This is a genomic window from Proteus sp. G2675 (assembly GCF_963886535.1).
Lineage (GTDB): Bacteria > Pseudomonadota > Gammaproteobacteria > Enterobacterales > Enterobacteriaceae > Proteus > Proteus mirabilis.
Window position 1 is genome coordinate 19741 of the sequence record NZ_CAWPCB010000018.1, and the last position, 22660, is coordinate 42400.

At 41.3% G+C, this 22660-nt stretch carries 20 protein-coding genes; 19 read left to right on the forward strand and 1 reads right to left on the reverse strand.

The features are described from left to right. Positions 1-97: 97 nt before the first annotated feature. From rpsB to tilS, 19 genes are all read left to right on the forward strand, one after another. Complete coding sequence (rpsB, locus tag AACQ49_RS04815; RefSeq protein ID WP_004245475.1) at positions 98-823, forward strand: 30S ribosomal protein S2; 726 nt, start codon at positions 98-100, stop codon at positions 821-823. A 135-nt stretch (positions 824-958) separates the two neighbouring features. Next, positions 959-1810 carry a translation elongation factor Ts gene (tsf, locus tag AACQ49_RS04820; RefSeq protein ID WP_004248719.1) on the forward strand — a complete coding sequence of 284 codons (852 nt, stop codon included), beginning with the start codon at positions 959-961 and terminating at the stop codon, positions 1808-1810. A 135-nt stretch (positions 1811-1945) separates the two neighbouring features. After that, positions 1946-2674 (forward strand): UMP kinase, encoded by a 729-nt coding sequence (gene pyrH, locus AACQ49_RS04825; protein ID WP_004245471.1) that lies wholly within the window; start codon positions 1946-1948, stop codon positions 2672-2674. 116 nt (positions 2675-2790) lie between these two features. Further along, positions 2791-3348: a ribosome recycling factor gene (frr, locus tag AACQ49_RS04830; protein ID WP_004245470.1), complete on the forward strand. Its 558-nt coding sequence runs from the start codon at positions 2791-2793 to the stop codon at positions 3346-3348. Positions 3349-3538: 190 nt separating this feature from the next. Continuing rightward, entirely contained in the window at positions 3539-4732 is a 1194-nt protein-coding gene (ispC, locus tag AACQ49_RS04835; protein ID WP_036918958.1) for a 1-deoxy-D-xylulose-5-phosphate reductoisomerase, read from the forward strand. Positions 4733-5014: 282 nt separating this feature from the next. Continuing rightward, on the forward strand, positions 5015-5716 hold the full coding sequence (gene ispU, locus AACQ49_RS04840; RefSeq protein WP_155195897.1) for a (2E,6E)-farnesyl-diphosphate-specific ditrans,polycis-undecaprenyl-diphosphate synthase: 702 nt from the start codon (positions 5015-5017) through the stop codon (positions 5714-5716). A gap of 1 nt (position 5717) precedes the next feature. Then, entirely contained in the window at positions 5718-6581 is an 864-nt protein-coding gene (gene cdsA, locus AACQ49_RS04845; protein ID WP_004245467.1) for a phosphatidate cytidylyltransferase, read from the forward strand. Between the two features lie 9 nt (positions 6582-6590). Beyond that, the gene (rseP, locus tag AACQ49_RS04850) at positions 6591-7943 is read left to right on the forward strand and encodes a sigma E protease regulator RseP (protein ID WP_004248715.1); all 1353 of its coding nucleotides are present in this window, start codon (positions 6591-6593) and stop codon (positions 7941-7943) included. A 40-nt stretch (positions 7944-7983) separates the two neighbouring features. Then, positions 7984-10383, forward strand: coding sequence for an outer membrane protein assembly factor BamA (gene bamA, locus AACQ49_RS04855; protein ID WP_049203513.1), 2400 nt, complete (start codon positions 7984-7986; stop codon positions 10381-10383). Between the two features lie 92 nt (positions 10384-10475). Next, positions 10476-10973, forward strand: a complete 498-nt coding sequence (locus AACQ49_RS04860; protein ID WP_004248713.1) for an OmpH family outer membrane protein — start codon at positions 10476-10478, stop codon at positions 10971-10973. Between the two features lie 3 nt (positions 10974-10976). Next, on the forward strand, positions 10977-12005 hold the full coding sequence (gene lpxD / locus AACQ49_RS04865; RefSeq protein ID WP_017628590.1) for a UDP-3-O-(3-hydroxymyristoyl)glucosamine N-acyltransferase: 1029 nt from the start codon (positions 10977-10979) through the stop codon (positions 12003-12005). A gap of 126 nt (positions 12006-12131) precedes the next feature. Continuing rightward, positions 12132-12584, forward strand: coding sequence for a 3-hydroxyacyl-ACP dehydratase FabZ (gene fabZ, locus AACQ49_RS04870; RefSeq protein WP_004245462.1), 453 nt, complete (start codon positions 12132-12134; stop codon positions 12582-12584). 3 nt (positions 12585-12587) lie between these two features. Continuing rightward, complete coding sequence (gene lpxA, locus AACQ49_RS04875) at positions 12588-13391, forward strand: acyl-ACP--UDP-N-acetylglucosamine O-acyltransferase (protein ID WP_004245460.1); 804 nt, start codon at positions 12588-12590, stop codon at positions 13389-13391. Between the two features lie 7 nt (positions 13392-13398). After that, complete coding sequence (lpxB, locus tag AACQ49_RS04880) at positions 13399-14571, forward strand: lipid-A-disaccharide synthase (RefSeq protein WP_161778912.1); 1173 nt, start codon at positions 13399-13401, stop codon at positions 14569-14571. After that, positions 14571-15161: a ribonuclease HII gene (rnhB, locus tag AACQ49_RS04885; RefSeq protein WP_004245458.1), complete on the forward strand. Its 591-nt coding sequence runs from the start codon at positions 14571-14573 to the stop codon at positions 15159-15161. Before lpxB ends, rnhB begins: the two co-directional genes overlap by 1 nt. A 22-nt stretch (positions 15162-15183) precedes the next feature. Next, positions 15184-18666, forward strand: coding sequence for a DNA polymerase III subunit alpha (dnaE, locus tag AACQ49_RS04890; protein WP_004248711.1), 3483 nt, complete (start codon positions 15184-15186; stop codon positions 18664-18666). Positions 18667-18678: 12 nt separating this feature from the next. Beyond that, positions 18679-19638: an acetyl-CoA carboxylase carboxyl transferase subunit alpha gene (accA, locus tag AACQ49_RS04895; protein ID WP_004245456.1), complete on the forward strand. Its 960-nt coding sequence runs from the start codon at positions 18679-18681 to the stop codon at positions 19636-19638. 296 nt (positions 19639-19934) lie between these two features. Then, entirely contained in the window at positions 19935-20678 is a 744-nt protein-coding gene (locus tag AACQ49_RS04900; protein WP_161778913.1) for an SDR family NAD(P)-dependent oxidoreductase, read from the forward strand. 174 nt (positions 20679-20852) lie between these two features. Further along, complete coding sequence (gene tilS / locus AACQ49_RS04905; protein WP_109880234.1) at positions 20853-22178, forward strand: tRNA lysidine(34) synthetase TilS; 1326 nt, start codon at positions 20853-20855, stop codon at positions 22176-22178. Positions 22179-22214: 36 nt separating this feature from the next. On the opposite strand, the gene rof is transcribed toward tilS, so the two are convergent. Next, positions 22215-22475 carry a Rho-binding antiterminator gene (gene rof, locus AACQ49_RS04910; RefSeq protein ID WP_004245453.1) on the reverse strand — a complete coding sequence of 87 codons (261 nt, stop codon included), beginning with the start codon at positions 22473-22475 and terminating at the stop codon, positions 22215-22217. Between the last annotated feature and the right edge of the window lie 185 nt (positions 22476-22660).

Below are 22660 nucleotides of genomic sequence, written 5' to 3' on the forward strand. Positions count from 1 at the left end.
TGCTCTTATGTAAAGGTTTAATCTTTACAGCTGATGAGTCGGTCGTATGGGATTTGTGGAGGAAATAACCCCAAATTTAAACTTATAGAGGTCTAAAATGGCAACTGTTTCAATGCGCGATATGCTGCAAGCCGGTGTTCACTTCGGTCACCAAACTCGTTACTGGAATCCAAAAATGAAACCATTCATCTTTGGTGCGCGTAACAAAGTTCATATCATTAACTTGGAAAAAACTGTTCCAATGTTCAATGAAGCTCTGGTTGAACTGAACAAAATTGCTTCTCGTAAAGGCAAAATCCTGTTTGTTGGTACTAAGCGCTCTGCCGTTGAAGCTGTTAAAGAAGCAGCAGAAAGCTGTGACCAGTTTTATGTAAACCACCGCTGGTTAGGCGGTATGCTGACTAACTGGAAAACTGTTCGTCAGTCAATCAAACGTCTTAAAGATTTAGAATCTCAATCTCAGGACGGTACTTTTGACAAACTGACCAAGAAAGAAGCGTTAATGCGTTCTCGTGAACTTGGTAAGTTAGAAAACAGCCTGGGTGGTATCAAAGACATGGGCGGTTTACCTGACGCTCTGTTTGTTATCGATGCTGAGCACGAACACATTGCTATCAAAGAAGCAAACAACCTGGGTATCCCAGTATTTGCTATCGTTGATACTAACTCTGATCCAGATGGTATCGACTACATTATCCCTGGTAATGATGATGCAATCCGTGCGGTTAAATTATATCTGACCGCTGCAGCAACAGCTGTTCGTGAAGGTCGTTCTCAAGATCTGGCTGTTCAGGCTGAAGAAGGCTTAGTCGAAGCTGAATAATAAGGCATGCTCGTAAGAGCCCTTATTTAACCAGGTATTGCTATATATTGGTTAGGGGGCCTCAATAGGCCCCCTTTACACATCTGCTATGAGAACATCTATGGCTCGCCCATAGAAAAGTCGAGGAAGAAACAAATGTCTGGAATTACCGCTGCATTGGTAAAAGAACTGCGTGAACGTACTGGCGCAGGCATGATGGAATGTAAAAAAGCGCTGGTTGAAGCTAACGGTGATATCGAATTAGCTATCGACAACATGCGTAAATCAGGTCAAGCAAAAGCGGCTAAAAAAGCAGGTCGCGTTGCTGCTGAAGGTATCATCCTTGCAGAAGTTGCTGCTGATGGTAAATTCGGTGCGTTGGTTGAACTGAACTGTGAAACAGACTTCGTTGCTAAAGATGCTGGCTTCATCGCATTTGGTAAAGATGTTATGGCTGCAGTATTAGCAGACAAAACTGACGATATCGAAGCACTGAAAGCGAAATTCGAAGACGCTCGTACTGCATTAGTTGCAAAAATTGGTGAAAACATCAACATTCGCCGCGTTGCTATCTTAGAAGGCGAAGAGTTAGGTACTTACCTGCACGGTGCTCGCATCGGTGTTTTAGTTGCAGCTAAAGGCGCTAACGAAGAACTGATCAAACACATTGCTATGCACGTTGCTGCAAGCAAACCAGAATATGTTCGCCCTGAAGATGTGCCTGCTGATGTTGTTGAGCATGAGCACCAAATCCAGATGGACATCGCAATGCAATCAGGTAAACCACGCGAAATCGCAGAAAAAATGGTTACTGGTCGTATGAACAAATTCACCGGTGAGATCTCTCTGACTGGTCAGCATTTCGTTATGGATCCAAGCAAAACTGTTGGCGATCTGCTGAAAGAAAACAATGCTGAAATCATTAACTTCGTTCGTTTCGAAGTTGGTGAAGGTATTGAGAAAGTTGAAGCTGATTTCGCAGCAGAAGTTGCGGCAATGAGCAAATAATAACGCTTTGCGTTAATAGAACCGCCTTAAGGCGGTTCTGTTTTGTTACAATCTCCACTGACAGTTTGCTTTTCTTTGAAAAGAGTAAGGCTATCTAAAACCTCCAATTAACTAATCTGCTTAGGACAGAACACCATGGCAACCAATGCAAAACCCGTATATCAGCGAATTTTATTAAAGCTGAGTGGCGAAGCCCTGCAAGGCGCAGAAGGTTTTGGTATCGATGCGAGCGTACTTGATCGCATGGCTCAGGAAATTAAAGAACTCGTTGAATTGGGCATACAAGTCGGTGTCGTAATTGGCGGTGGTAACTTGTTCCGTGGCGCTGGTCTAGCAGCTGCAGGTATGAACCGTGTTGTGGGTGACCACATGGGAATGCTCGCCACAGTAATGAATGGCTTAGCAATGCGTGATGCATTGCATCGTGCTTATGTCAATGCACGATTAATGTCAGCATTTCCACTTAATGGTGTTTGTGATAACTACAGTTGGGCTGAGGCTATTAGCTTATTACGCCATGGCCGAGTTGTTATCTTCTCGGCAGGTACAGGCAACCCATTCTTTACGACTGACTCAGCTGCGTGTTTACGTGGTATTGAAATTGAAGCTGACGTTGTATTGAAAGCGACAAAAGTTGACGGTGTATTTTCAGCCGATCCAACCAAAGATCCTGATGCGGTATTATATGAAAAGCTGACTTATCAGGATGTATTAGAACGTGAATTGAAAGTCATGGATCTTGCTGCATTCACATTAGCCCGAGATCATAATTTACCTATCCGCGTATTCAATATGAATAAACCGGGTGCATTACGTCGGGTTGTAATGGGTGAAAGTGAAGGAACTTTGATTTCTCACGCTTAATACACAGAGACAATGGTATAATTTGGCGTTAACATCTTAAAGTACGCCAATTCATTTATGTCGATATCATAATTTGATATCGTCTGGAAGATAACCAGTTCCCAAGGGTTTATAACGTGATTAATGAAATCAAAAAAGATGCTCAAGAACGCATGGACAAAAGCGTTGAAGCACTAAAAAGCCAAATTAATAAAGTTCGTACTGGCCGTGCGTCTCCAAACCTATTAGATGGTATTGTTGTAGAATACTACGGCGCACCAACTCCATTAAATCAAGTTGCTAACGTTGTGGCAGAAGATGGCCGCACATTGGCAATTACAGTGTTCGATCGTACTTTAGCACCTGCTGTTGAAAAAGCGATTATGGCATCAGATTTAGGCTTAAATCCTTCATCTGCAGGCGCGATCATCCGTGTTCCACTGCCTCCGTTAACTGAAGAACGTCGTAAAGACTTAATCAAAGTTGTGCGTGGAGATGCAGAACAAGGTCGTGTCTCTATTCGTAATATCCGTCGTGATGCTAATGATAAAATCAAAGCATTACTGAAAGATAAAGAAATTAGTGAAGATGATGAACGCCGTTCACAAGATGAAATTCAGAAATTAACTGATATGTTCATTAAAAAAATTGATGAAGCATTAACGCTGAAAGAAGCTGAGTTAATGGAATTCTAATTTTTATTCTTTTTCTGATAATGCCACTGAAATGTGGCATTATTTTTGAGCATTTACTGGAAAATAAATGCCTAATATCTTCTTTTTATCACATTATTTATTAAAGTTATCATCTTTCCCCTCATTTATCTCGTCATGCTGATATAATTCCTTTTAATGAAAATGTTATTGATATACTGATTGATTAATAATGAAACAAATAACTATATTAGGCTCAACAGGGTCTATCGGAACAAGTACGTTATCCGTCATTGAAAATAACCCTGATGAGTTTCAGGTGCTTGCTTTAGTGGCTGGAAAAAATGCAACTAAAATGGCGCAGCAATGTCGCGCTTTCCAGCCTAAATATGCGGTGATGTCAGATGAAAAAAGTGCCGGTGAGCTGAAACAATTATTAGCCAATACATCGTGTAAAACGGAAATATTATCAGGCTCTAATGCTGTTAATGAAATTGCTGCATTGGATGAAGCCGATCAAGTGATGTCTGCTATTACAGGGGTGGCGGGGCTTAAGCCTACACTGGCTGCGATAGAAAAAGGGAAAAGAATTTTATTAGCCAATAAAGAATCTCTGATCACGAGTGGTCGTTTATTCTTTGATGCGGTGGCTAAATATGGTGCGAAGGTTTTACCTATTGATAGTGAACATAATGCTATCTACCAAAGTTTACCTACAGGTATTCAAGACAATTTAGGTCATGCATCTTTAGAAGCCCATGGCATCACCAGTATTTTACTCACAGGCTCCGGTGGGCCGTTTCGCTATACGCCTTTAGATGAGCTAGATGCAATGACTCCAGACCAAGCTTGCGCACATCCAAACTGGTCAATGGGGCGTAAAATTTCGGTTGATTCAGCCACTATGATGAATAAAGGCTTGGAATATATCGAAGCTCGTTATTTCTTTAATGCCTCGGAAGCAGAGATGGAAGTCATTATTCATCCCCAATCGGTGATCCATTCAATGGTTCGCTATCGTGATGGTAGCATTATCGCACAAATTGGTGAGCCAGATATGAGAACGCCTATCGCTTATTCCATGGCATACCCTCATCGCACCCAATCGGGTGCGAAAGCATTAGATTTTTTTGAGATACAAGCCCTAGAATTTATCCGTCCAGACTATCAGCGCTATCCTTGTTTAGCACTTGCCATCGAAGCCTCGCAACGGGGACAAGCTTCAACAACGGTATTAAATGCCGCTAATGAGGTTGTTGTTGATGCTTTTTTAAACGAAAAAGTAAAATTCACTGATATTGCTAAAATTAATCGCAAAGTGGTTGAACATTTTGACCTCTCTGAGCCTCAAAGTATCGACGATGTTTTAGAAATTGATAAATTAGCAAGGTTACAAACACAGCAGATTATCGCACAAATTGTATAATGATGATGATATTTACCAGAGTGTGTTTGTTCGTCTTTCTGGCTAATGGTATAGTTGCCAAATCACTAAAGACAATAATGAAAATTAACAGTTCATTACTAAAGCAACCGCTTTAGCAACTTTGAGGCTTTGCCAAAGGCCGTGGAGTCACACGGTTTTTTTGTGCGTAGGTTATCCGAAGAGGACTGTCTGTATCAGTATCAGATTAGCAAAGGGTTAAATTGAGTGAACTTATCCAGTGACGATTCATCCGCATCAAAACCAAAGCATGTTGCCATCATTATGGATGGCAACGGACGTTGGGCAAAAAAACAAGGGAAACTCCGAGTTACGGGCCATCGCGCGGGAATTAAAGCAGTTCGAGATGCGGTTAGCTTTTCCGTCAAACATAAAATTGAATCACTAACGTTATATGCATTTAGCAGCGAAAACTGGAATCGCCCTGAACAAGAGGTGAGTTCTTTGATGGAGTTGTTTGTTTTTGCATTAGATAATGAAGTGAAAAGCCTACACAAACACAATGTCAGATTAACAATTATCGGTGATATCAGCCGCTTTAGTCGTCGTTTACAAGATAGAATAAAAAACTCTGTTGCACTGACTGCAAATAATACCGGACTCAATTTAAATATTGCTGCCAATTACGGTGGACGATGGGATATTACACAAAGTGTACAACAATTAGCGAGTTCCCTCGCAAAAGGGGAGTTAGCTGTCGAAGATATTAATGAAAATGCGATATCCTCACACTTGTGTTTACACGATCAATCACCTGTAGATCTTGTGATCCGCACAGGTGGAGAACATCGTATAAGTAATTTCCTTATCTGGCAAATTGCTTATGCTGAGTTATATTTTACACAGGTTTTATGGCCTGATTTTGATGAACAAGTTTTTCAGAATGCACTTGATGCTTTTGCTAAACGGGAAAGACGTTTCGGTGGTACTACATCGGAAACAGATACTGTAAATCTGGGAGGATAATTTGCTTAAGTATCGTGTCATTACTGCATTAATACTAATCCCTATTGTTATTGCTGCTTTATTTCTTCTTCCTCCCGCAGGATTTGGATTAGTTATTATTGCCATTTCAGGCTTAGCGGGTTGGGAATGGGCTCAATTTATCGGCTGGCATTCTCAAGGTAAACGTATTGCTACTGGTGTTGGATTTGCTGCACTCTTAGTTCTTATGCAAGCCTCGTTACCGGATTTTGATCACCTGCTTGATACAGCAATGATTAAGAATAGCTTATGGGCTGGGCTCTTTTGGTGGGTAGCGGCGATTTTATTAGTTGTCAGTTATCCGAATTCAGCCAATATGTGGAAAAATTCTGTTCTTCTTAAGTTATTGTTCGGTATATTGACGATTGTTCCTTTTTATTGTGGCATGATGGCGCTACGTATGTTGGGATATAGTACAAACTCATATACAGGGGCCTGGTGGTTACTGTATGTCATGTTATTGGTTTGGGCTGCGGACTCAGGGGCTTATGCATTTGGCCGTTTAATGGGTAAACATAAAATGGCACCGAAAGTATCACCGGGTAAAACCTTGGAAGGTCTGGTGGGCGGGTTAATCACTGCAGGTGTTGTTTCATGGCTATTTACGCGTTTCGCACCAATTACTGAAGTGCCTAACCATCTATTACTGATTTCGGGCATCGTGGTGATTGTTTCCGTATTCGGCGATCTGGCTGAGAGTATGTTTAAACGTGTTTCCGGCATCAAAGACAGTAGTCAGCTTATCCCTGGGCATGGTGGTGTGCTAGATCGTATTGATAGTTTGACCGCGGCGATCCCTGTTTTCGCTGGATTGGTGTTTTTAGTTTCTTCTGGCTTTCAAATGTAAAGGTAAGCAATGGGTATCCTGTGGAATCTAGCCGCGTTTATTATCGTTTTAGGTATTCTTATTACGGTACATGAATTTGGACATTTTTGGGTAGCAAGACGCTGTGGCGTTTATGTTGAGCGTTTTTCTATTGGTTTTGGTAAAGCGATTTGGCGTAAAACAGATAAACATGGCACCGAATTTGTCGTTGCATGGATACCTTTAGGTGGTTATGTAAAAATGTTGGATGAGCGTGTCGCCGAAGTTGCACCAGAGCGTCGTCATCTCGCTTTTAACAATAAAACCGTCGGGCAAAGAGCCGCTATTGTTGCCGCCGGACCTATTGCAAATTTCTTATTAGCCATTGTGGCTTATTGGCTTGTTTTTATGATAGGGGTGCCGGCATTAAAGCCAATAATTGCAGATATTCGCCCTGATTCTATCGCAGAACAAGCAAAATTAACGCCGGGAATGGAACTAAAATCCGTTGCAGGTATCGAAACGCCTGATCAGAATGCTGTTCGTTTAGCATTAGTGAGTAAAATTGGTGCAAAAGAGGTGACTTTCGTTGTAACTCAGCCTAACTCTCTTTCTGAGAGTGAGAATATACTGAATTTGCAACAGTGGAATTTTGATCCTGAAAGACAAGATCCTATCGTATCCCTAGGCATCATGCCTGTTGGCGCACGGTTGGACTCTAAAGTTGTAGAAGTAACACCAGACTCTGCGGCTGAAAAAGCAGGTTTACAAGCAGGGGATCGGATCGTTAAAGTCGATGGTCAGCCAATTGATACTTGGCACCCATTTACTTATTTTGTTCGACAAAGCCCCAACAAAACGTTGGAACTGTTAGTTGAACGTAACGGTGCTTCTTTGGTGTTAAATATTACTCCTACAGCAATAGCGCTGAAAGATGGTAGCGAAGTTGGACAAGTGGGTGCGAAGCTACAAGTATTACCGCCAGATGAGCAATACTTGATAATGCAACAATACAACCCATTTTCAGCGTTATATGAAGCATCTGATAAAACATGGCAGTTAATGGGTTTGACTGTCAAAATGATTGGCAAGTTAGTGGTTGGTGATGTCAAGTTAACAAATCTTAGTGGACCGGTTTCTATCGCTAAAGGCGCTGGAATGTCTGCGGATTCAGGTTTTGTTTACTATTTGATGTTTATCGCACTTATCAGTGTCAATCTGGGGATCATTAATTTGTTTCCCCTGCCTGTCTTAGATGGTGGGCACCTGCTTTTCCTGGTTATCGAGAAGATAAAGGGAGGGCCGGTATCTGAGCGTGTACAAGATGTCTGTTATCGTTTCGGTGTTATGGCACTGATGCTGTTAATGGGACTTGCACTTTTCAATGATTTCTCTCGCTTATAATAAAATAAGCAGGGACCGGTTAGGAAAACACAAAACAACGATGGCGATGAAAAAGTTGCTTATAGCGTCGCTGCTGCTGGGCAGCGCCACTGCATACGGTTCAGACGGATTCGTAGTTCAGGACATTCAATTTGAAGGTCTTCAACGCGTCGCCGTTGGTGCAGCATTACTGAACATGCCTGTCCGAGTTGGAGATTCGGTCAGCGATGATGATATTAGTCGAACTATCCGTTCATTATTTGCGACAGGAAACTTCGATGATGTTCGGGTTCTGCGTGACGGAAATGTACTTATTGTTCAAGTTAAAGAGCGTCCAACAATTGCGAGTATTACTTTCTCAGGTAACAAAGCAATTAAAGAAGATATGCTTAAGCAAAATCTTGATGCTTCCAATATCCGTATTGGTGAAACACTTGACCGAACAATGTTGGCTAATATTGAGAAAGGTCTTGAAGATTTCTACTATAGTGTTGGTAAATATAACGCCACAGTAAAAGTTGTTGTGACTCCTCTTCCTCGTAACCGTGTTGATTTAAAACTGGTATTTGCCGAAGGTGTTTCAGCTACTATTCAACAAATCAATATTGTTGGTAATAAAGCATTTAGTACTGCTGAATTAGTTAACCGCTTCCAACTACGTGATGATGTGCCTTGGTGGAACTTAGCGGCTGATGAAAAATATCAGAAACAAAAACTCGCTGGTGACTTAGAGACATTAAGAAGTTTTTATCTAGATCGTGGTTATGCACGTTTTGATATTGAATCCACAAACGTTAGCTTAACTCCTGATAAAAAAGGTATTTATATTACTATTAACCTGAAAGAAGGTGATAAATACACGGTTGAAAGTACCGAAATCAATGGTAATACCGCAGGCTATACCAAAGAGATTGAAGATCTGATCCAAATCGCACCAGGCTCACTGTATAACGGTGCTCAAGTGACCAAAACAGAAAATGAAATTAAAAATCTATTAGGTCGCTATGGATACGCCTATCCACGGGTGATGACAAATCCTGAAATCAATGATGAAAATAAAACGGTAAAACTGCATGTTAACGTTGATGCAGGGAATCGTTTCTATGTGCGTCAAATCCGTTTTGCGGGTAATGATATAACCAAGGACTCTGTTTTACGTCGTGAAATGCGTCAAATGGAAGGGGCTTGGTTAGGTAGCGATTTAGTTGAACAAGGTAAAGAGCGTTTAAACCGTTTAGGTTATTTTGAAACAGTCGAAACGGAAACACAGCGTATTCCCGGATCACCTGATCAAGTTGATATCGTTTATCGTGTCAAAGAGCGTAATACGGGTTCACTTAACTTTGGTGTCGGTTTCGGTACAGAAAGTGGTGTCAGCTTCCAAGTTGGGGTAACACAGGATAACTGGTTAGGAACGGGGAATGCTGTTGCGATTAATGCCAGTAAAAATGATTACTCAACGTATGCTGAATTGTCAGTCACTGATCCTTACTTTACTGTAAATGGTGTCAGCTTAGGAGGTCGTATTTTCTATAACGATTTCCGAGCTAATGATGCAGATTTATCCGGCTATACCAATAAATCTTATGGGTTAGACGGCACTTTAGGTTTCCCTATCAATGAATATAACTCGGCTCGTCTTGGCTTAGGCTATACGCATAACGGCCTGTCACGTATGGAACCTCAAGTAGCGATGTGGCGTTATCTTGAAAGTATGGGTAAAAATCTAAGTGATGATTATTCTGGTCGAGAATCCTTTAATGCAGATGACTATACTGTCAGTCTTGGATGGACATTTAATAACTTAAACCGTGGTTTCTTCCCAACCTCTGGGGCAAGAAGTAATTTAAGTGGGCGTATTACCATACCTGGCTCTGATAACAAGTACTATAAAGTAACTTGGGACGGTATGGCTTATTACCCTCTAAATGAAAAAGAGTCTTGGGTCACCTTATTCAAAGGTCGTTTAGGTTACGGTGACGGTTTAGGGGGTAAAGAATTACCCTTCTATGAAAACTTCTATGCCGGTGGTTCTGGTACAGTACGTGGTTTCCGTTCCAATAATATCGGTCCTAAAGCTATCTATTTAAATAGAGAAGGGATGAAAGGTAAACCTTATTTATCTAGCGATGCGGTCGGTGGTAATGCAATGGCAGTCGCCAGCTTTGAGCTAATCACACCAACGCCATTTATTGATGATAAATACTCCTCATCAGTCAGAACTTCAATGTTTGTTGATGCGGGTACGGTATGGGATACCAACTGGAACAGTACTAATTCTAATTGGACTGCTGGTATGCCTGATTTTGGTAAAGCAAGTAATATACGTGTTTCAACCGGTGTGGCTTTACAGTGGTTATCACCTTTAGGTCCGTTAGTCTTCTCTTATGCGAAGCCAATTAAAGATTACGAAGGCGATAAATCTGAGCAATTCCAGTTTAATATTGGTAGAACGTGGTAGCGATGTAAGTAAAGTTGATGTCTTTTCTCAATATATAGAAAAGACATCTCATATCTGACAAAAAATTTATTTTGGGTTTTAAGGAGTCTATCGTGAAAAAATTGTTATGTGCCGCTGCCCTAGGAATGGCATTGACGATGTCAGCAGGCGCTCAAGCTGCAGATAAAGTAGGTGTTGTGAACATCGGTCAAGTTCTCCAAAAAGTGCCTAACCGTGATGCGGTAGAGAAACAATTGGAAAATGAATTTAAATCACGTGATACCGAATTGCAAAATTTAGGTAAAGCATTACAAACTGCGGTTGAGAAATACCAAAAAGATGCACCAACCATGAATGCGACACAACGTGCTAATACAGAAAAAGATCTGGTTGCTAAACGTGAAGCTTATGCACAAAAAGCACAAGCTTTTGAGCAAGACTTTAGCCGTCGTCAAGCAGAAGAGCGTAATAAAATCATGAAACGCGTATTAGACGCTGTTGATGCTGTAGCGAAAAAAGAAGGTTATGATGTGATTTTAGATGCAAACACTGTTCCTTATTTCGCAGACGGTAAAGATATTACTGCTCAGGTTCAAAAACAGGTTAAATAATAGATGTTTTCAATTCGATTAGCTGATCTTGCTCAGCAATTGAATGCACAGTTACACGGCGATGGTGATATCACTATCGCCGGTCTTGCTTCAATGGGCTTAGCAAATGGTGAACAAATTACCTTTCTTTCCGATAGTCGCTATCGTGAAAAATTAAGTGAATGTCAGGCCGCTGCGGTGGTATTAACAGAGGCTGATCTTCCTTTTTGTCCTGTTGCTGCACTGGTGGTGAAAAATCCTTATCTGGCTTATGCTCAAATGGCTCAGATTATGGATACTACGCCCGCGCCAGCACAAGATATACATCCTTCTGCTGTTATTGCCGCTGATGCTAAATTAGGGAATAACGTCTCAATTGGTGCCAATGCGGTCATTGAGTCAGGTGTTGAGTTAGGTAATAACGTAGTTATTGGTGCAGGATGTTTTATTGGTAAAAAAGCACATATCGGCGATAATAGCCGTTTGTGGGCAAATGTCTCTATTTATCATGAAGTTATTATTGGTAAAGATTGTTTAGTACAATCTGGTACTGTCATTGGTTCTGATGGTTTTGGTTATGCCAATGAGCGTGGCAATTGGATTAAAATTCCTCAGTTAGGCTCAGTGATCATTGGTGACCGTGTCGAAATTGGTGCATGTACTACCATCGATAGAGGCGCATTAGATAACACAGTTATCGGTAATGGTGTTATCATTGATAACCAGTGCCAAATCGCACATAACGTCATTATTGGTGACAATACTGCTGTGGCAGGTGGTGTCATCATGGCGGGGAGCCTGAAAATTGGGCGTTACTGTATGATTGGTGGAGCAAGTGTTATCAATGGTCACATGGAAATTTGTGATAAAGTTACGGTAACAGGAATGGGGATGGTTATGCGTCCTATCACTGAACCTGGGGTTTATTCTTCTGGCATTCCGTTACAACCGAATAAAGCATGGCGTAAAACCGCAGCACTGGTGCTGCGAATTGATGAAATGCAAAAAAGGCTAAAGTCGCTAGAACGTCAAGTAGAAAATAGCGATAAGTAACAAGTAGCATCTTTGACGGTTGTTGTTACCTATTTTGCGACCTGCGCGTTAACTCCCTTTTTGAGTCACAGCAGGTCGTGTCATTCTTAATTAGATTCAGTTTTATTAGACAGGAAGAGTATTGCAATGAGTGATAATCATACTCTGCAAATCGAAGAAATTTTAGATTTACTTCCACACCGTTACCCATTTTTATTGGTTGACCGTGTCCTTGATTTTGAAGAAGGGAAATTTCTAAGAGCAGTAAAAAATGTATCTTTTAATGAGCCTTTCTTTCAAGGTCACTTCCCAGGCAAACCTATTTTCCCTGGTGTACTGATCCTCGAAGCAATGGCGCAGGCAACAGGTATTTTAGCATTCAAAAGCGTAGGAAAACTGGAACCCGGTGAACTTTACTATTTTGCTGCTATTGACGGTGCTCGCTTTAAACGTCCTGTCTTACCTGGAGACCAAATGGTTCTTGAGGTTGAATTCATTAAAGAACGCCGTGGCGTTGCACGCTTTAAAGGCGTCGCTAAAGTTGATGGAGAAATTGCCTGCGAAGCTGAGATGATGTGTGCTCGCCGCCGTGAGGTCTAGCTTATGATTGATAAATCCGCAGTAATTCACCCTTCTTCAATTATTGAAGAGGGTGCGGTAATTGGTGCTAATGTTCGCATTGGCCCTTTTTGCGTTATTGGTAGCCATGTTGAGATTGGTGAAGGTACAGATATCAAATCTCATGTGGTTATTAATGGCCATACACGCATTGGCCGTGATAATCAGATTTACCAATTTGCCTCTATCGGTGAAGTAAACCAAGATCTGAAATATCGTGGTGAGCCGACCCAAGTCATTATTGGTGATCGCAATCTTATCCGCGAAAGTGTCACTATTCATCGTGGTACGACACAAGGCGGTAATATTACTAAAATTGGCAATGATAACTTATTGATGATCAACACCCATGTTGCTCATGATTGTATCATTGGCGATCGCTGTATTATTGCAAATAACGGTACTTTAGGTGGACATGTCACTTTAGGTGATTATGTGATAATCGGTGGTATGAGTGCGGTTCACCAATTTTGTCAGATTGGTTCACATGTCATGGTGGGCGGCTGTTCCGGTGTAGCACAAGATGTTCCTCCTTTTGTGATTGCACAAGGAAACCATGCCACCCCTTATGGTTTGAATATTGAAGGATTAAAACGTCGCGGTTTTGCAAAAGAAGATCTGCATGCCATTCGTAACGCTTACAAGATACTTTATCGTAATGGTAAAACGCTTGAAGAAGCGCGAGAAGAGATTGCTCAATTAGCCGCAGACAATAATAATCAGTATGTAAAAATATTCAGTGATTTTCTGGAAAACTCAGCAAAATCAAACCGCGGTATTATTCGCTAATTAGGATATGACCTTGTCAGGCCAATCATCTATAAAACAGCGTCCGTTAGTTATCGGCCTTGTGGCTGGTGAAACGTCCGGTGATATCTTGGGCGCGGGATTAATCCGCGCTCTTAAACAAATGCATCCCAATATTCGTTTTGTTGGTGTCGCAGGTCCTTTGATGCAAGCAGAAGGTTGTGAAGCTTGGTATGAAATGGAAGAGCTTGCGGTGATGGGGGTCGTGGAAGTACTTGAACGTTTGCCACGATTATTGAAGATCAGAAAAGATCTCACTCAACGCTTTACACAACTTAAGCCAGATGTTTTTGTTGGTATTGATGCTCCTGATTTTAATATCACCCTTGAAGGTCGCTTAAAACAAAAAGGGTTGAAAACTATCCATTATGTCAGTCCATCAGTATGGGCTTGGCGTCAAAAACGGGTTTTTAAAATTGGTAAAGCAACGGATTTGGTTTTAGCTTTCCTTCCTTTTGAAAAAGCGTTTTACGATAAATATCAGGTTCCTTGTCGCTTTATCGGTCATACAATGGCTGATGCAATTGCGTTACACCCTGATAAAAAAGTGGCTCGTGAACACCTAGGTATTGATCAAGAGGCAATCTGTTTAGCTCTGCTACCAGGAAGTCGGCATTCTGAAGTGGAAATGCTCAGTGCGGACTTTATAAAAACAGCGCAGCGATTAAAGCAACAGATCCCCGCATTACATATTGTTGTCCCTTTGGTAAATGCGAAGCGACGGGCACAATTTGAACAAATACATCAAAGTGTTGCCCCAAAACTTGAAATCCAACTCTTAGATGGACAAGCAAGAGAGGCGATGACCGCCAGTGATGCGACTTTATTAGCATCTGGTACAGCCGCCTTAGAATGCATGTTAACGAAATGCCCGATGGTAGTGGGTTATCGTATGAAACCATTTACCTTTTGGTTAGCAAAAAAATTAGTTAAAACGCCCTATGTCTCTTTACCCAATTTATTAGCAGGACGGGAAATAATTAAAGAGTTGCTGCAAGAAGAGTGCACACCAGAAGCACTGGCAGAACAATTACTCCCCCTATTAACGGATGCGGAAAAAGCACAACACTTAAAAGAGATATTTTTACAATTACACTCAGCTATCCGTTGTCGTGCTGATGAGCAAGCAGCGAATGCAGTTTTAGAATTAGCAGGTCAATAATGGAATTTGTCTATCCTAAAGCAAACCTAATTGCTGGCGTCGATGAAGTCGGTCGCGGACCATTGGTGGGGGCGGTAGTTACTGCTGCGGTGATCCTCGATCCAGCTAATCCTATTCAAGGATTAATGGACTCGAAAAAATTGACCGAGAAAAAACGCAATGCGCTTTATGATGAAATAAAAGAAAAAGCATTATGTTGGGCTATTGGACGTGCTGAGCCTGAAGAGATAGATAAACTGAATATTCTTTGGGCAACGATGAAAGCCATGGAGCGTGCTGTCGCGGGATTATCCATAACGCCTGATATGGTCTTAGTCGACGGAAACCGTTGTCCTAACTTGCCAATGGCATCTCAAGCAGTGATTAAAGGTGATAGTTTAGTTCAAGAAATTAGCGCAGCGTCAATACTAGCTAAAGTTACCCGTGATAGGGAAATGGAACAGCTAGATAAACTTTATCCTGATTACGGCTTTGCCAAACATAAAGGCTATCCAACAGCCTTCCATATGGAAAAACTGGCTTCATTAGGGGCAACGCCTTATCATCGTAAAAGTTTTGCGCCTGTAAAACGTGCTTTAAATTTAGTCTAATCCACAGAGTAATTAATAAGATATGGCAGATCCTCGTTTTATCCATCTAAGGGTACACAGCGATTATTCAATGATCGATGGATTGGCAAAAACAGGGCCTCTTGTGAAGAAAGTGGCTTCGCTGGGTATGCCTGCTTTTGCAATTACAGATTTCACTAACTTATGTGGGTTAGTGAAATTTTATGGTGCGGCTCATGGTGCCGGTATCAAACCTATTGTTGGTGCAGATGTCTATCTGGAAACGGAACTATTAGGTGATGAATACGCGCATTTAACCATTCTCGCCCGTGATAATGTGGGATATCAAAACCTAACACTATTGATTTCTGAAGCTTATAAACATGGTTATGGTGCTGCCGGACCGGTTATCAAACAAGAGTGGTTAACAACATATAAAGAAGGTCTCTTGTTGCTTTCTGGCGGTAGAATGGGAGATGTTGGTAAATTCCTACTACGCGGTAATCGAGCTTTAGTTGAGCAATGTCTTGAATATTATCAAACGCACTTTCCTGATAGCTATTATTTAGAGCTTATTCGTACCGGGCGTCCGGATGAAGAGAGCTACTTACATGAAGCTGTAGCCTTAGCATCAGAAAAAGGGCTTCCTGTTGTTGCGACAAATGATGTCCGTTTTCTGGATAGTGATGATTTTGATGCTCATGAAATTCGCGTGGCTATTCATGATGGTTTCACATTATCCGATCCTAAACGTCCTAAACACTACAGTCCTCAGCAATATATGCGCACAGAAGAAGAGATGTGTGAGCTTTTTGCTGATATCCCTGAAGCATTAGAAAACAGTGTTGAAATAGCCAAACGCTGTAATGTGACCATTCGTTTAGGTGAATACTTTCTTCCTCAATTCCCGACTGGGGATATGAGTACAGAAGATTTCTTAATTAAAAAGTCCAAAGAGGGCTTAGAAGAGCGCCTTGCCTTTTTATTTCCTGATCCGCAAGAGAGAGAAAAGCGACGTCCTGAATACGATGAGCGCCTTGAGATTGAACTCAAAGTTATTAACCAGATGGGATTCCCCGGTTACTTTTTGATAGTGATGGAATTTATCCAATGGTCTAAAGATAACGGTGTTCCTGTAGGGCCAGGACGTGGTTCAGGTGCTGGCTCACTGGTGGCTTATTCGCTTAAGATAACAGATCTCGATCCTCTTGAGTTTGATCTACTGTTTGAACGTTTTCTTAATCCAGAACGTGTATCAATGCCTGACTTTGACGTTGACTTCTGTATGGAGAAGCGCGATAGAGTTATCGATCACGTTGCGGATATGTATGGTCGTGATGCCGTATCACAGATCATTACCTTTGGTACTATGGCAGCCAAAGCTGTTATTCGAGATGTTGGGCGTGTTTTAGGACACCCTTATGGCTTCGTTGATAGAATTTCCAAGCTTGTTCCCCCTGATCCGGGAATGACGTTAGAAAAAGCTTTTGCCGCAGAGCCTCAGTTACCTGAAATTTACGAAGCTGATGAAGAAGTGAAATCGCTTATTGATATGGCGCGTAAATTAGAAGGGGTAACCCGTAATGCGGGTAAGCATGCCGGTGGTGTCGTTATTTCTCCAACCAAAATTACCGACTTTGCGCCACTTTATTGCGATCCGGAAGGGAATAACCCGGTTACACAATTTGATAAGAATGATGTTGAATATGCCGGTCTTGTTAAATTTGACTTCTTAGGGTTAAGAACGCTGACGATAATCAACTGGGCATTAGAAATGATTAATGCTCGGCGGGCTAAAAAATCACTTGAGCCTGTTGATATATCAGCCATTTCATTAACCGATCAGCGTAGCTTCGATATGTTGCAACGCTCTGAAACCACCGCGGTATTCCAATTGGAATCCCGTGGCATGAAAGATCTGATAAAGCGTCTGCGACCAGACTGCTTCGAAGATATGATTGCGTTAGTTGCACTGTTTCGCCCAGGGCCTTTACAGTCGGGGATGGTGGATAACTTTATCGACCGAAAACACGGTGTTGAAGAGATTTCCTACCCTGATGTTAAATGGCAACATGAGAGCTTACAGCCTGTATTAGAGCCAACTTATGGTGTTATCTTGTATCAAGAGCAAGTGATGCAGATAGCACAGGTACTTGCCGGTTATACCTTGGGTGGCGCGGATATGTTACGACGCGCGATGGGTAAGAAAAAACCTGAGGAGATGGCAAAACAGCGCTCTGTGTTTGAAGCGGGGGCGATTAAAAATGGTGTTGATGGCGAATTAGCCATGAAAATCTTTGACTTGGTAGAGAAATTTGCCGGTTATGGATTTAACAAATCGCACTCAGCGGCTTATGCCTTAGTTTCTTATCAAACGCTCTGGTTAAAAGCTCACTATCCTGCGGAGTTTATGGCGGCAGTCATGACTGCCGATATGGATAATACCGAAAAAGTGGTCGGTCTGGTGGATGAATGTTGGCGAATGGGTTTAAAAGTCCTTCCTCCAGATATTAATAGTGGGCTTTATCATTTCCATGTTAATGATGAAGGCGAAATAGTGTATGGCATAGGGGCCATCAAAGGGGTTGGAGAAGGCCCTATTGAGGCAATTGTCGAAGCGCGTCAACAAGGTGGTCATTTTAAAGATATTTTTGATCTCTGTGCGAGAACAGAAACCAAAAAATTGAATCGCCGAGTGATGGAAAAACTGATAATGTCAGGCGCATTTGATAAATTAGGGCCTCACCGTGCAGCATTAATGTCTTCGCTGGAAGATGCCTTAAAGGCGGCAGATCAACACGCAAAAGCGGAAGCCATTGGGCAATCCGATATGTTTGGTGTATTGGCAGAAGCCCCAGAGCAAGTGGAACGTTCTTATGCCAATGTACCTAAATGGCCAGATCAAGTTGTTTTAGAAGGTGAGCGAGAAACCCTCGGCTTATATTTAACGGGACATCCCATCACCCGTTATCTAAAAGAAATTGAACGATATGCGGCAGGAACCCGTCTAAAAGATCTAGTACCAACCCCCCGAGGTCAGATGGTAAAAGTGGCAGGATTAGTCCTTGCTTCGAAAGTCTTTACCACTAAACGAGGGAATAGAATTGGTATATGTACGTTAGATGATCGTTCTGGTCGTTTGGAAATTATGTTATTTTCCGATGCATTAGATAAATACCAACATCTATTGGAACAAGATCGGATTTTAATTGCTACCGGGCAGGTCAGCTTTGATGATTTCAACGGTGGGCTTAAAATGACAGTCCGCGAATTAATGGATATTAACGAAGCGCGTGAAAAATATGCTCGAGGGCTTGCTATCTCGTTATCAGACAGGCAAATTAATGAGCAATTATTAAATCGTCTTCGCGGCGTTTTAGAACCTCATCGTTCAGGCACGATCCCGGTTCATCTTTATTTTCAAAAGCATGATGCCTGTGCACGTTTGCGTTTTGGTGCAACATGGCGAGTAACGCCGACTGATATGCTTTTGACCGATCTGCGAACTCTGCTGGGTAATGAGCAGGTGGAATTAGAATTTGACTAGAATAGGAATGTTATGAGTCTTAATTTTCTGGATTTTGAACAGCCAATTGCCGAGTTAGAAGCGAAAATCGATTCGCTAACCGCAGTTAGCCAACATGATGAAAAAATTGATATTAATATTGATGAAGAAGTTGCACGCTTAAGAGAAAAAAGTTTAGAACTTACTCGAAAAATTTTCTCTGATCTTGGTGCATGGCAAGTGGCACAACTTGCTCGTCATCCATTAAGACCTTATACCCTTGATTATATTAATCGTGTTTTTACTGATTTTCAGGAGTTGGCGGGCGATCGCGCTTATGCTGATGATAAAGCGATTGTCGGTGGTATTGCTCGTTTAGACGGTCGTCCGGTGATGATCATTGGTCATCAAAAAGGACGTGAAACGAAAGAAAAAATTCGTCGTAATTTTGGTATGCCAGCTCCTGAAGGTTATCGCAAAGCGCTACGTTTAATGGAAATGGCACAACGTTTTAAATTACCTATTATCACTTTTATTGATACTCCGGGAGCTTACCCGGGGGTGGGCGCTGAAGAGCGTGGACAATCAGAAGCGATTGCTCGTAATTTAAGAGAAATGTCTCGCTTTGGTGTGCCAATTATTTGTACCGTTATTGGCGAAGGTGGCTCTGGTGGTGCTTTGGCGATTGGTGTGGGTGATAAAGTGAATATGTTGCAGTACAGCACCTATTCCGTTATTTCGCCAGAAGGTTGTGCTTCTATTCTATGGAAGAGTGCTGATAAAGCACCATTAGCTGCTGAAGCTATGGGGATCACGGCAAATCGTTTAAAAGAATTAAAATTGATTGATACGGTGATCCCTGAACCTTTAGGTGGTGCTCATCGTCATTATGATGAAATGGCAGCATCACTAAAAGCACAGCTAAAAGCTGATTTAGCGCAGTTAGATGAGTTTGATACAGAAGAACTCACTAACCGCCGTTATCAACGCTTAATGGAATATGGCTATTGCTGATTGAGCGGGTACTTAGCTAGCCATTAAAAAGATCACTCCCCATGCTATAGCATGGGGTTTTTTTTATGGCGAATAGGATCAGGCTATTATCACACCACTATCACTCCAGCTAATTTTTCTTTTATAAAACTATTTCTATTATTAATAGTAATAGCTTGTGATACTTTCATTTTTAATTATATATCAATGTGTTAACTCGATCTCAAATATAAGATTTATGTTTATCTTTGCTTAAAAAATACGTAACCCTACCTATGATTTGATAAGGCTTATCGTTAATCAAAGAAGGAAAAGTTATGATTTCATTTAGCAACAAAGTAGGCATTATCACCGGAGGTAATAGTGGTATCGGTTTAGCTAGCGCTGAGAAATTTTTATCACTAGGGGCATCGGTTGTTATTACTGGAAGTCATTTAGGTCGTGGGGAAAAAGCACAAAAGTATTTGCAAGATAAAGGGTTTTCCGCAGAATTTGTACAAATGGATGCCGCCAATGAGCAAGATAATCAACAACTGGTTAAGCATGTAGTAAAACATTATGGCAAAGTGGATTTTTTATTTGCTAATGCGGGGGTTTTAACCGATACCGTTGCCGATAAATTACATTACGATCAATGGAAAAAAGTGCTTGATGTTAATCTTAATGGACTATTTCTTATTAACCGCGCGGTTATTCAACATTGGTTAGAAACTAAAACCACAGGCGCTATTGTTAACTGTAGTTCAATCTGCTCTTTTGTCGGCCAGCATGCATTTCCTGCTTATTGCTCCTCTAAAGGGGGCATTAAATTACTCACACAAACGTTAGCGCTTGATTATGCCAGTCAAGGTATTCGTGTTAATGCTGTTTGTCCAGGCTATATTGATACTCCTTTATTAGAGGGGCGTGAATTAGACAAACAAAAACTCGCCGCTTTACACCCTATTGGTCGGTTAGGTACACCTGAAGAGGTGGCTAATGTTGTTGCCTTTTTAGCAAGTGATGCCGCCTCGTTTGTCACAGGGGCTTCTTATCTCGTTGATGGTGGTTTTACGGCATAATTTAAACCCATGACAGCGATGAGGACAGAATTTTCTTAGTATCGTTATCAGCTTAAGTGAAAAGCTATATTCTGCTTTCTTTTTTATTATGTTGCGGCGAAAGGTTGTGTTCGTGCAAAATGCAATGGAAAGGCTTAACATAACCCATTGAATTCCTCGATAACTGATAATGCTATGGAACTGAAAAATTGTCCTCTTATTAACGAAATTAAACGACAAATTGGCTCTCATGCTCATATTTTAGTGGGTTTTAGTGGTGGAGTTGATTCAACCGTTTTATTGCATGGGTTGGTTTGCTTACGTGATAAATATCAACTTCCTTTAGAATTAACGGCAATTTATGTTCATCATGGATTGAATTCAAAAGCCGATGATTGGCTCACGCATTGCGAACATATTTGTCATAACTGGCAGGTCAGTTTTATCAGTGAAAGAGTACAAGTCAATGGGAAAGAAGGGGGAATTGAGCAGGGTGCCAGAGAAGCGCGCTATCAAGCTTATCGCCAATATTTACAGCCTAATCAAGTTTTAGTGACGGCACAACATCAAGATGATCAAGCGGAAACTTTCCTATTAGCGCTTAAACGCGGTAGTGGACCGGCTGGGTTGTCTTCAATGCCTGCAAAAATGCCTTTTGAACAAGGGTATTTATTACGACCATTACTTAATATCACACGTGAGCAAATCGAAGCTTATGCACATGAGCACGGTTTATTATGGATTGAGGATGATAGTAATCAAGATGATCGCTATGATCGCAATTTCTTACGTTTACATGTTATGCCTCTATTGACTCAGCGCTGGCCACATTTTTCTCAAGCTGTCACTCGTAGTGCCGCACTGTGTGGTGAACAAGAAGCGCTCTTAGATGAGTTACTCGATGTAGAATTGCAGCAATTGATTGATGAGCATCAGAGTTTAGATATCAATTTATTGTCCCGCTGTAGCGAAATAAAACGTAATGCATTGTTGCGTCGTTGGTTTGCTAAATGTAATAAAAGCATGCCATCAAGATCTCAATTGTCGCGGCTATGGCAAGAAGTTGCTTTAGCTAAAGCAGATGCAGAGCCACGGTTACGTTTTTTCCAAGATGAAGTTAGGCGTTATCAACAACGCCTCTATCTTGTGCCTGTTATGGAAGAACTAACGGATAGGGTTATCGAATGGTCATTATCACAACCTTTAATTTTGCCTAATCAGTTAGGGATATTAGCGGTGAGTCGTGATAGCGGTAAAACAATCTGCAGAGCACCGTTAGCAGATGAAAAAGTGACGGTTCGTTTTGGCTTAACCGCTTCATCTTTACGTATTGTTGGGCGAGATTTGGCCAGATCAAGCAAGAAAATTTGGCAAGAGCTTAATATTGCCCCATGGCAAAGAACTCGTATCCCATTGATTTATTATAACGATACATTAATTGCAGCGGTTAATACTTTTGTGACTTTAGAGGGAAATGCAACAACAGAACAAAGTATAACAATTGAGTGGCAAGCGTCGTAAACAACCGCCAATTACGGCGGTTGTTTATGTAAATAGTTATTCAGATTTGATTATGATAGTGCCAAGTTCGGGATGAGAAAAACTGGCAATAATATCCAGTCGTAAATCTTTTGCACCCTCAGATGTTTTTACTTTCAGATATTCAACTTTTTTACTTAAAAAGAGATCATCTGCGACACCATCAATTTGCTCACCATTATGTAATTCAATATGGAGTGTTAAGCCTCGTTGGCAAGCTAACTCCAAATATTCATAATCATCACAATTAATTGGTTGATATTCTGTATTTGTTGACATATTCCCTCACCACTCGTTCGTGGCGGTATTGCCGCCAGTGAATAATTCAGAATAAAATCATTATGCTGTTATTCGAAGTGATCACAATAGTTATTGTGATAATTTTCTGAAATAGTGCATTCTGCGACAAGATTTAAGAATTTATACTAAAACGTAGTGTAATTATCTTAAAGGGGGTTTTATTC

Bases quoted from the DNA above. Each gene is read 5' to 3' on its own strand.
- bamA (WP_049203513.1), top strand. From the start codon at position 7,984: ATGGCGATGAAAAAGTTGCTTATAGCGTCGCTGCTGCTGGGCAGCGCC.
- lpxD (WP_017628590.1), top strand. From the start codon at position 10,977: ATGTTTTCAATTCGATTAGCTGATCTTGCTCAGCAATTGAATGCACAG.
- rnhB (WP_004245458.1), top strand. From the start codon at position 14,571: ATGGAATTTGTCTATCCTAAAGCAAACCTAATTGCTGGCGTCGATGAA.
- lpxB (WP_161778912.1), top strand. From the start codon at position 13,399: ATGACCTTGTCAGGCCAATCATCTATAAAACAGCGTCCGTTAGTTATC.
- pyrH (WP_004245471.1), top strand. From the start codon at position 1,946: ATGGCAACCAATGCAAAACCCGTATATCAGCGAATTTTATTAAAGCTG.
- fabZ (WP_004245462.1), top strand. From the start codon at position 12,132: ATGAGTGATAATCATACTCTGCAAATCGAAGAAATTTTAGATTTACTT.
- AACQ49_RS04900 (WP_161778913.1), top strand. From the start codon at position 19,935: ATGATTTCATTTAGCAACAAAGTAGGCATTATCACCGGAGGTAATAGT.
- rseP (WP_004248715.1), top strand. From the start codon at position 6,591: ATGGGTATCCTGTGGAATCTAGCCGCGTTTATTATCGTTTTAGGTATT.
- lpxA (WP_004245460.1), top strand. From the start codon at position 12,588: ATGATTGATAAATCCGCAGTAATTCACCCTTCTTCAATTATTGAAGAG.
- ispC (WP_036918958.1), top strand. From the start codon at position 3,539: ATGAAACAAATAACTATATTAGGCTCAACAGGGTCTATCGGAACAAGT.
- tsf (WP_004248719.1), top strand. From the start codon at position 959: ATGTCTGGAATTACCGCTGCATTGGTAAAAGAACTGCGTGAACGTACT.
- dnaE (WP_004248711.1), top strand. From the start codon at position 15,184: ATGGCAGATCCTCGTTTTATCCATCTAAGGGTACACAGCGATTATTCA.
- ispU (WP_155195897.1), top strand. From the start codon at position 5,015: ATGGATGGCAACGGACGTTGGGCAAAAAAACAAGGGAAACTCCGAGTT.
- tilS (WP_109880234.1), top strand. From the start codon at position 20,853: ATGGAACTGAAAAATTGTCCTCTTATTAACGAAATTAAACGACAAATT.
- rof (WP_004245453.1), bottom strand. From the start codon at position 22,475: ATGTCAACAAATACAGAATATCAACCAATTAATTGTGATGATTATGAA.
- rpsB (WP_004245475.1), top strand. From the start codon at position 98: ATGGCAACTGTTTCAATGCGCGATATGCTGCAAGCCGGTGTTCACTTC.
- accA (WP_004245456.1), top strand. From the start codon at position 18,679: ATGAGTCTTAATTTTCTGGATTTTGAACAGCCAATTGCCGAGTTAGAA.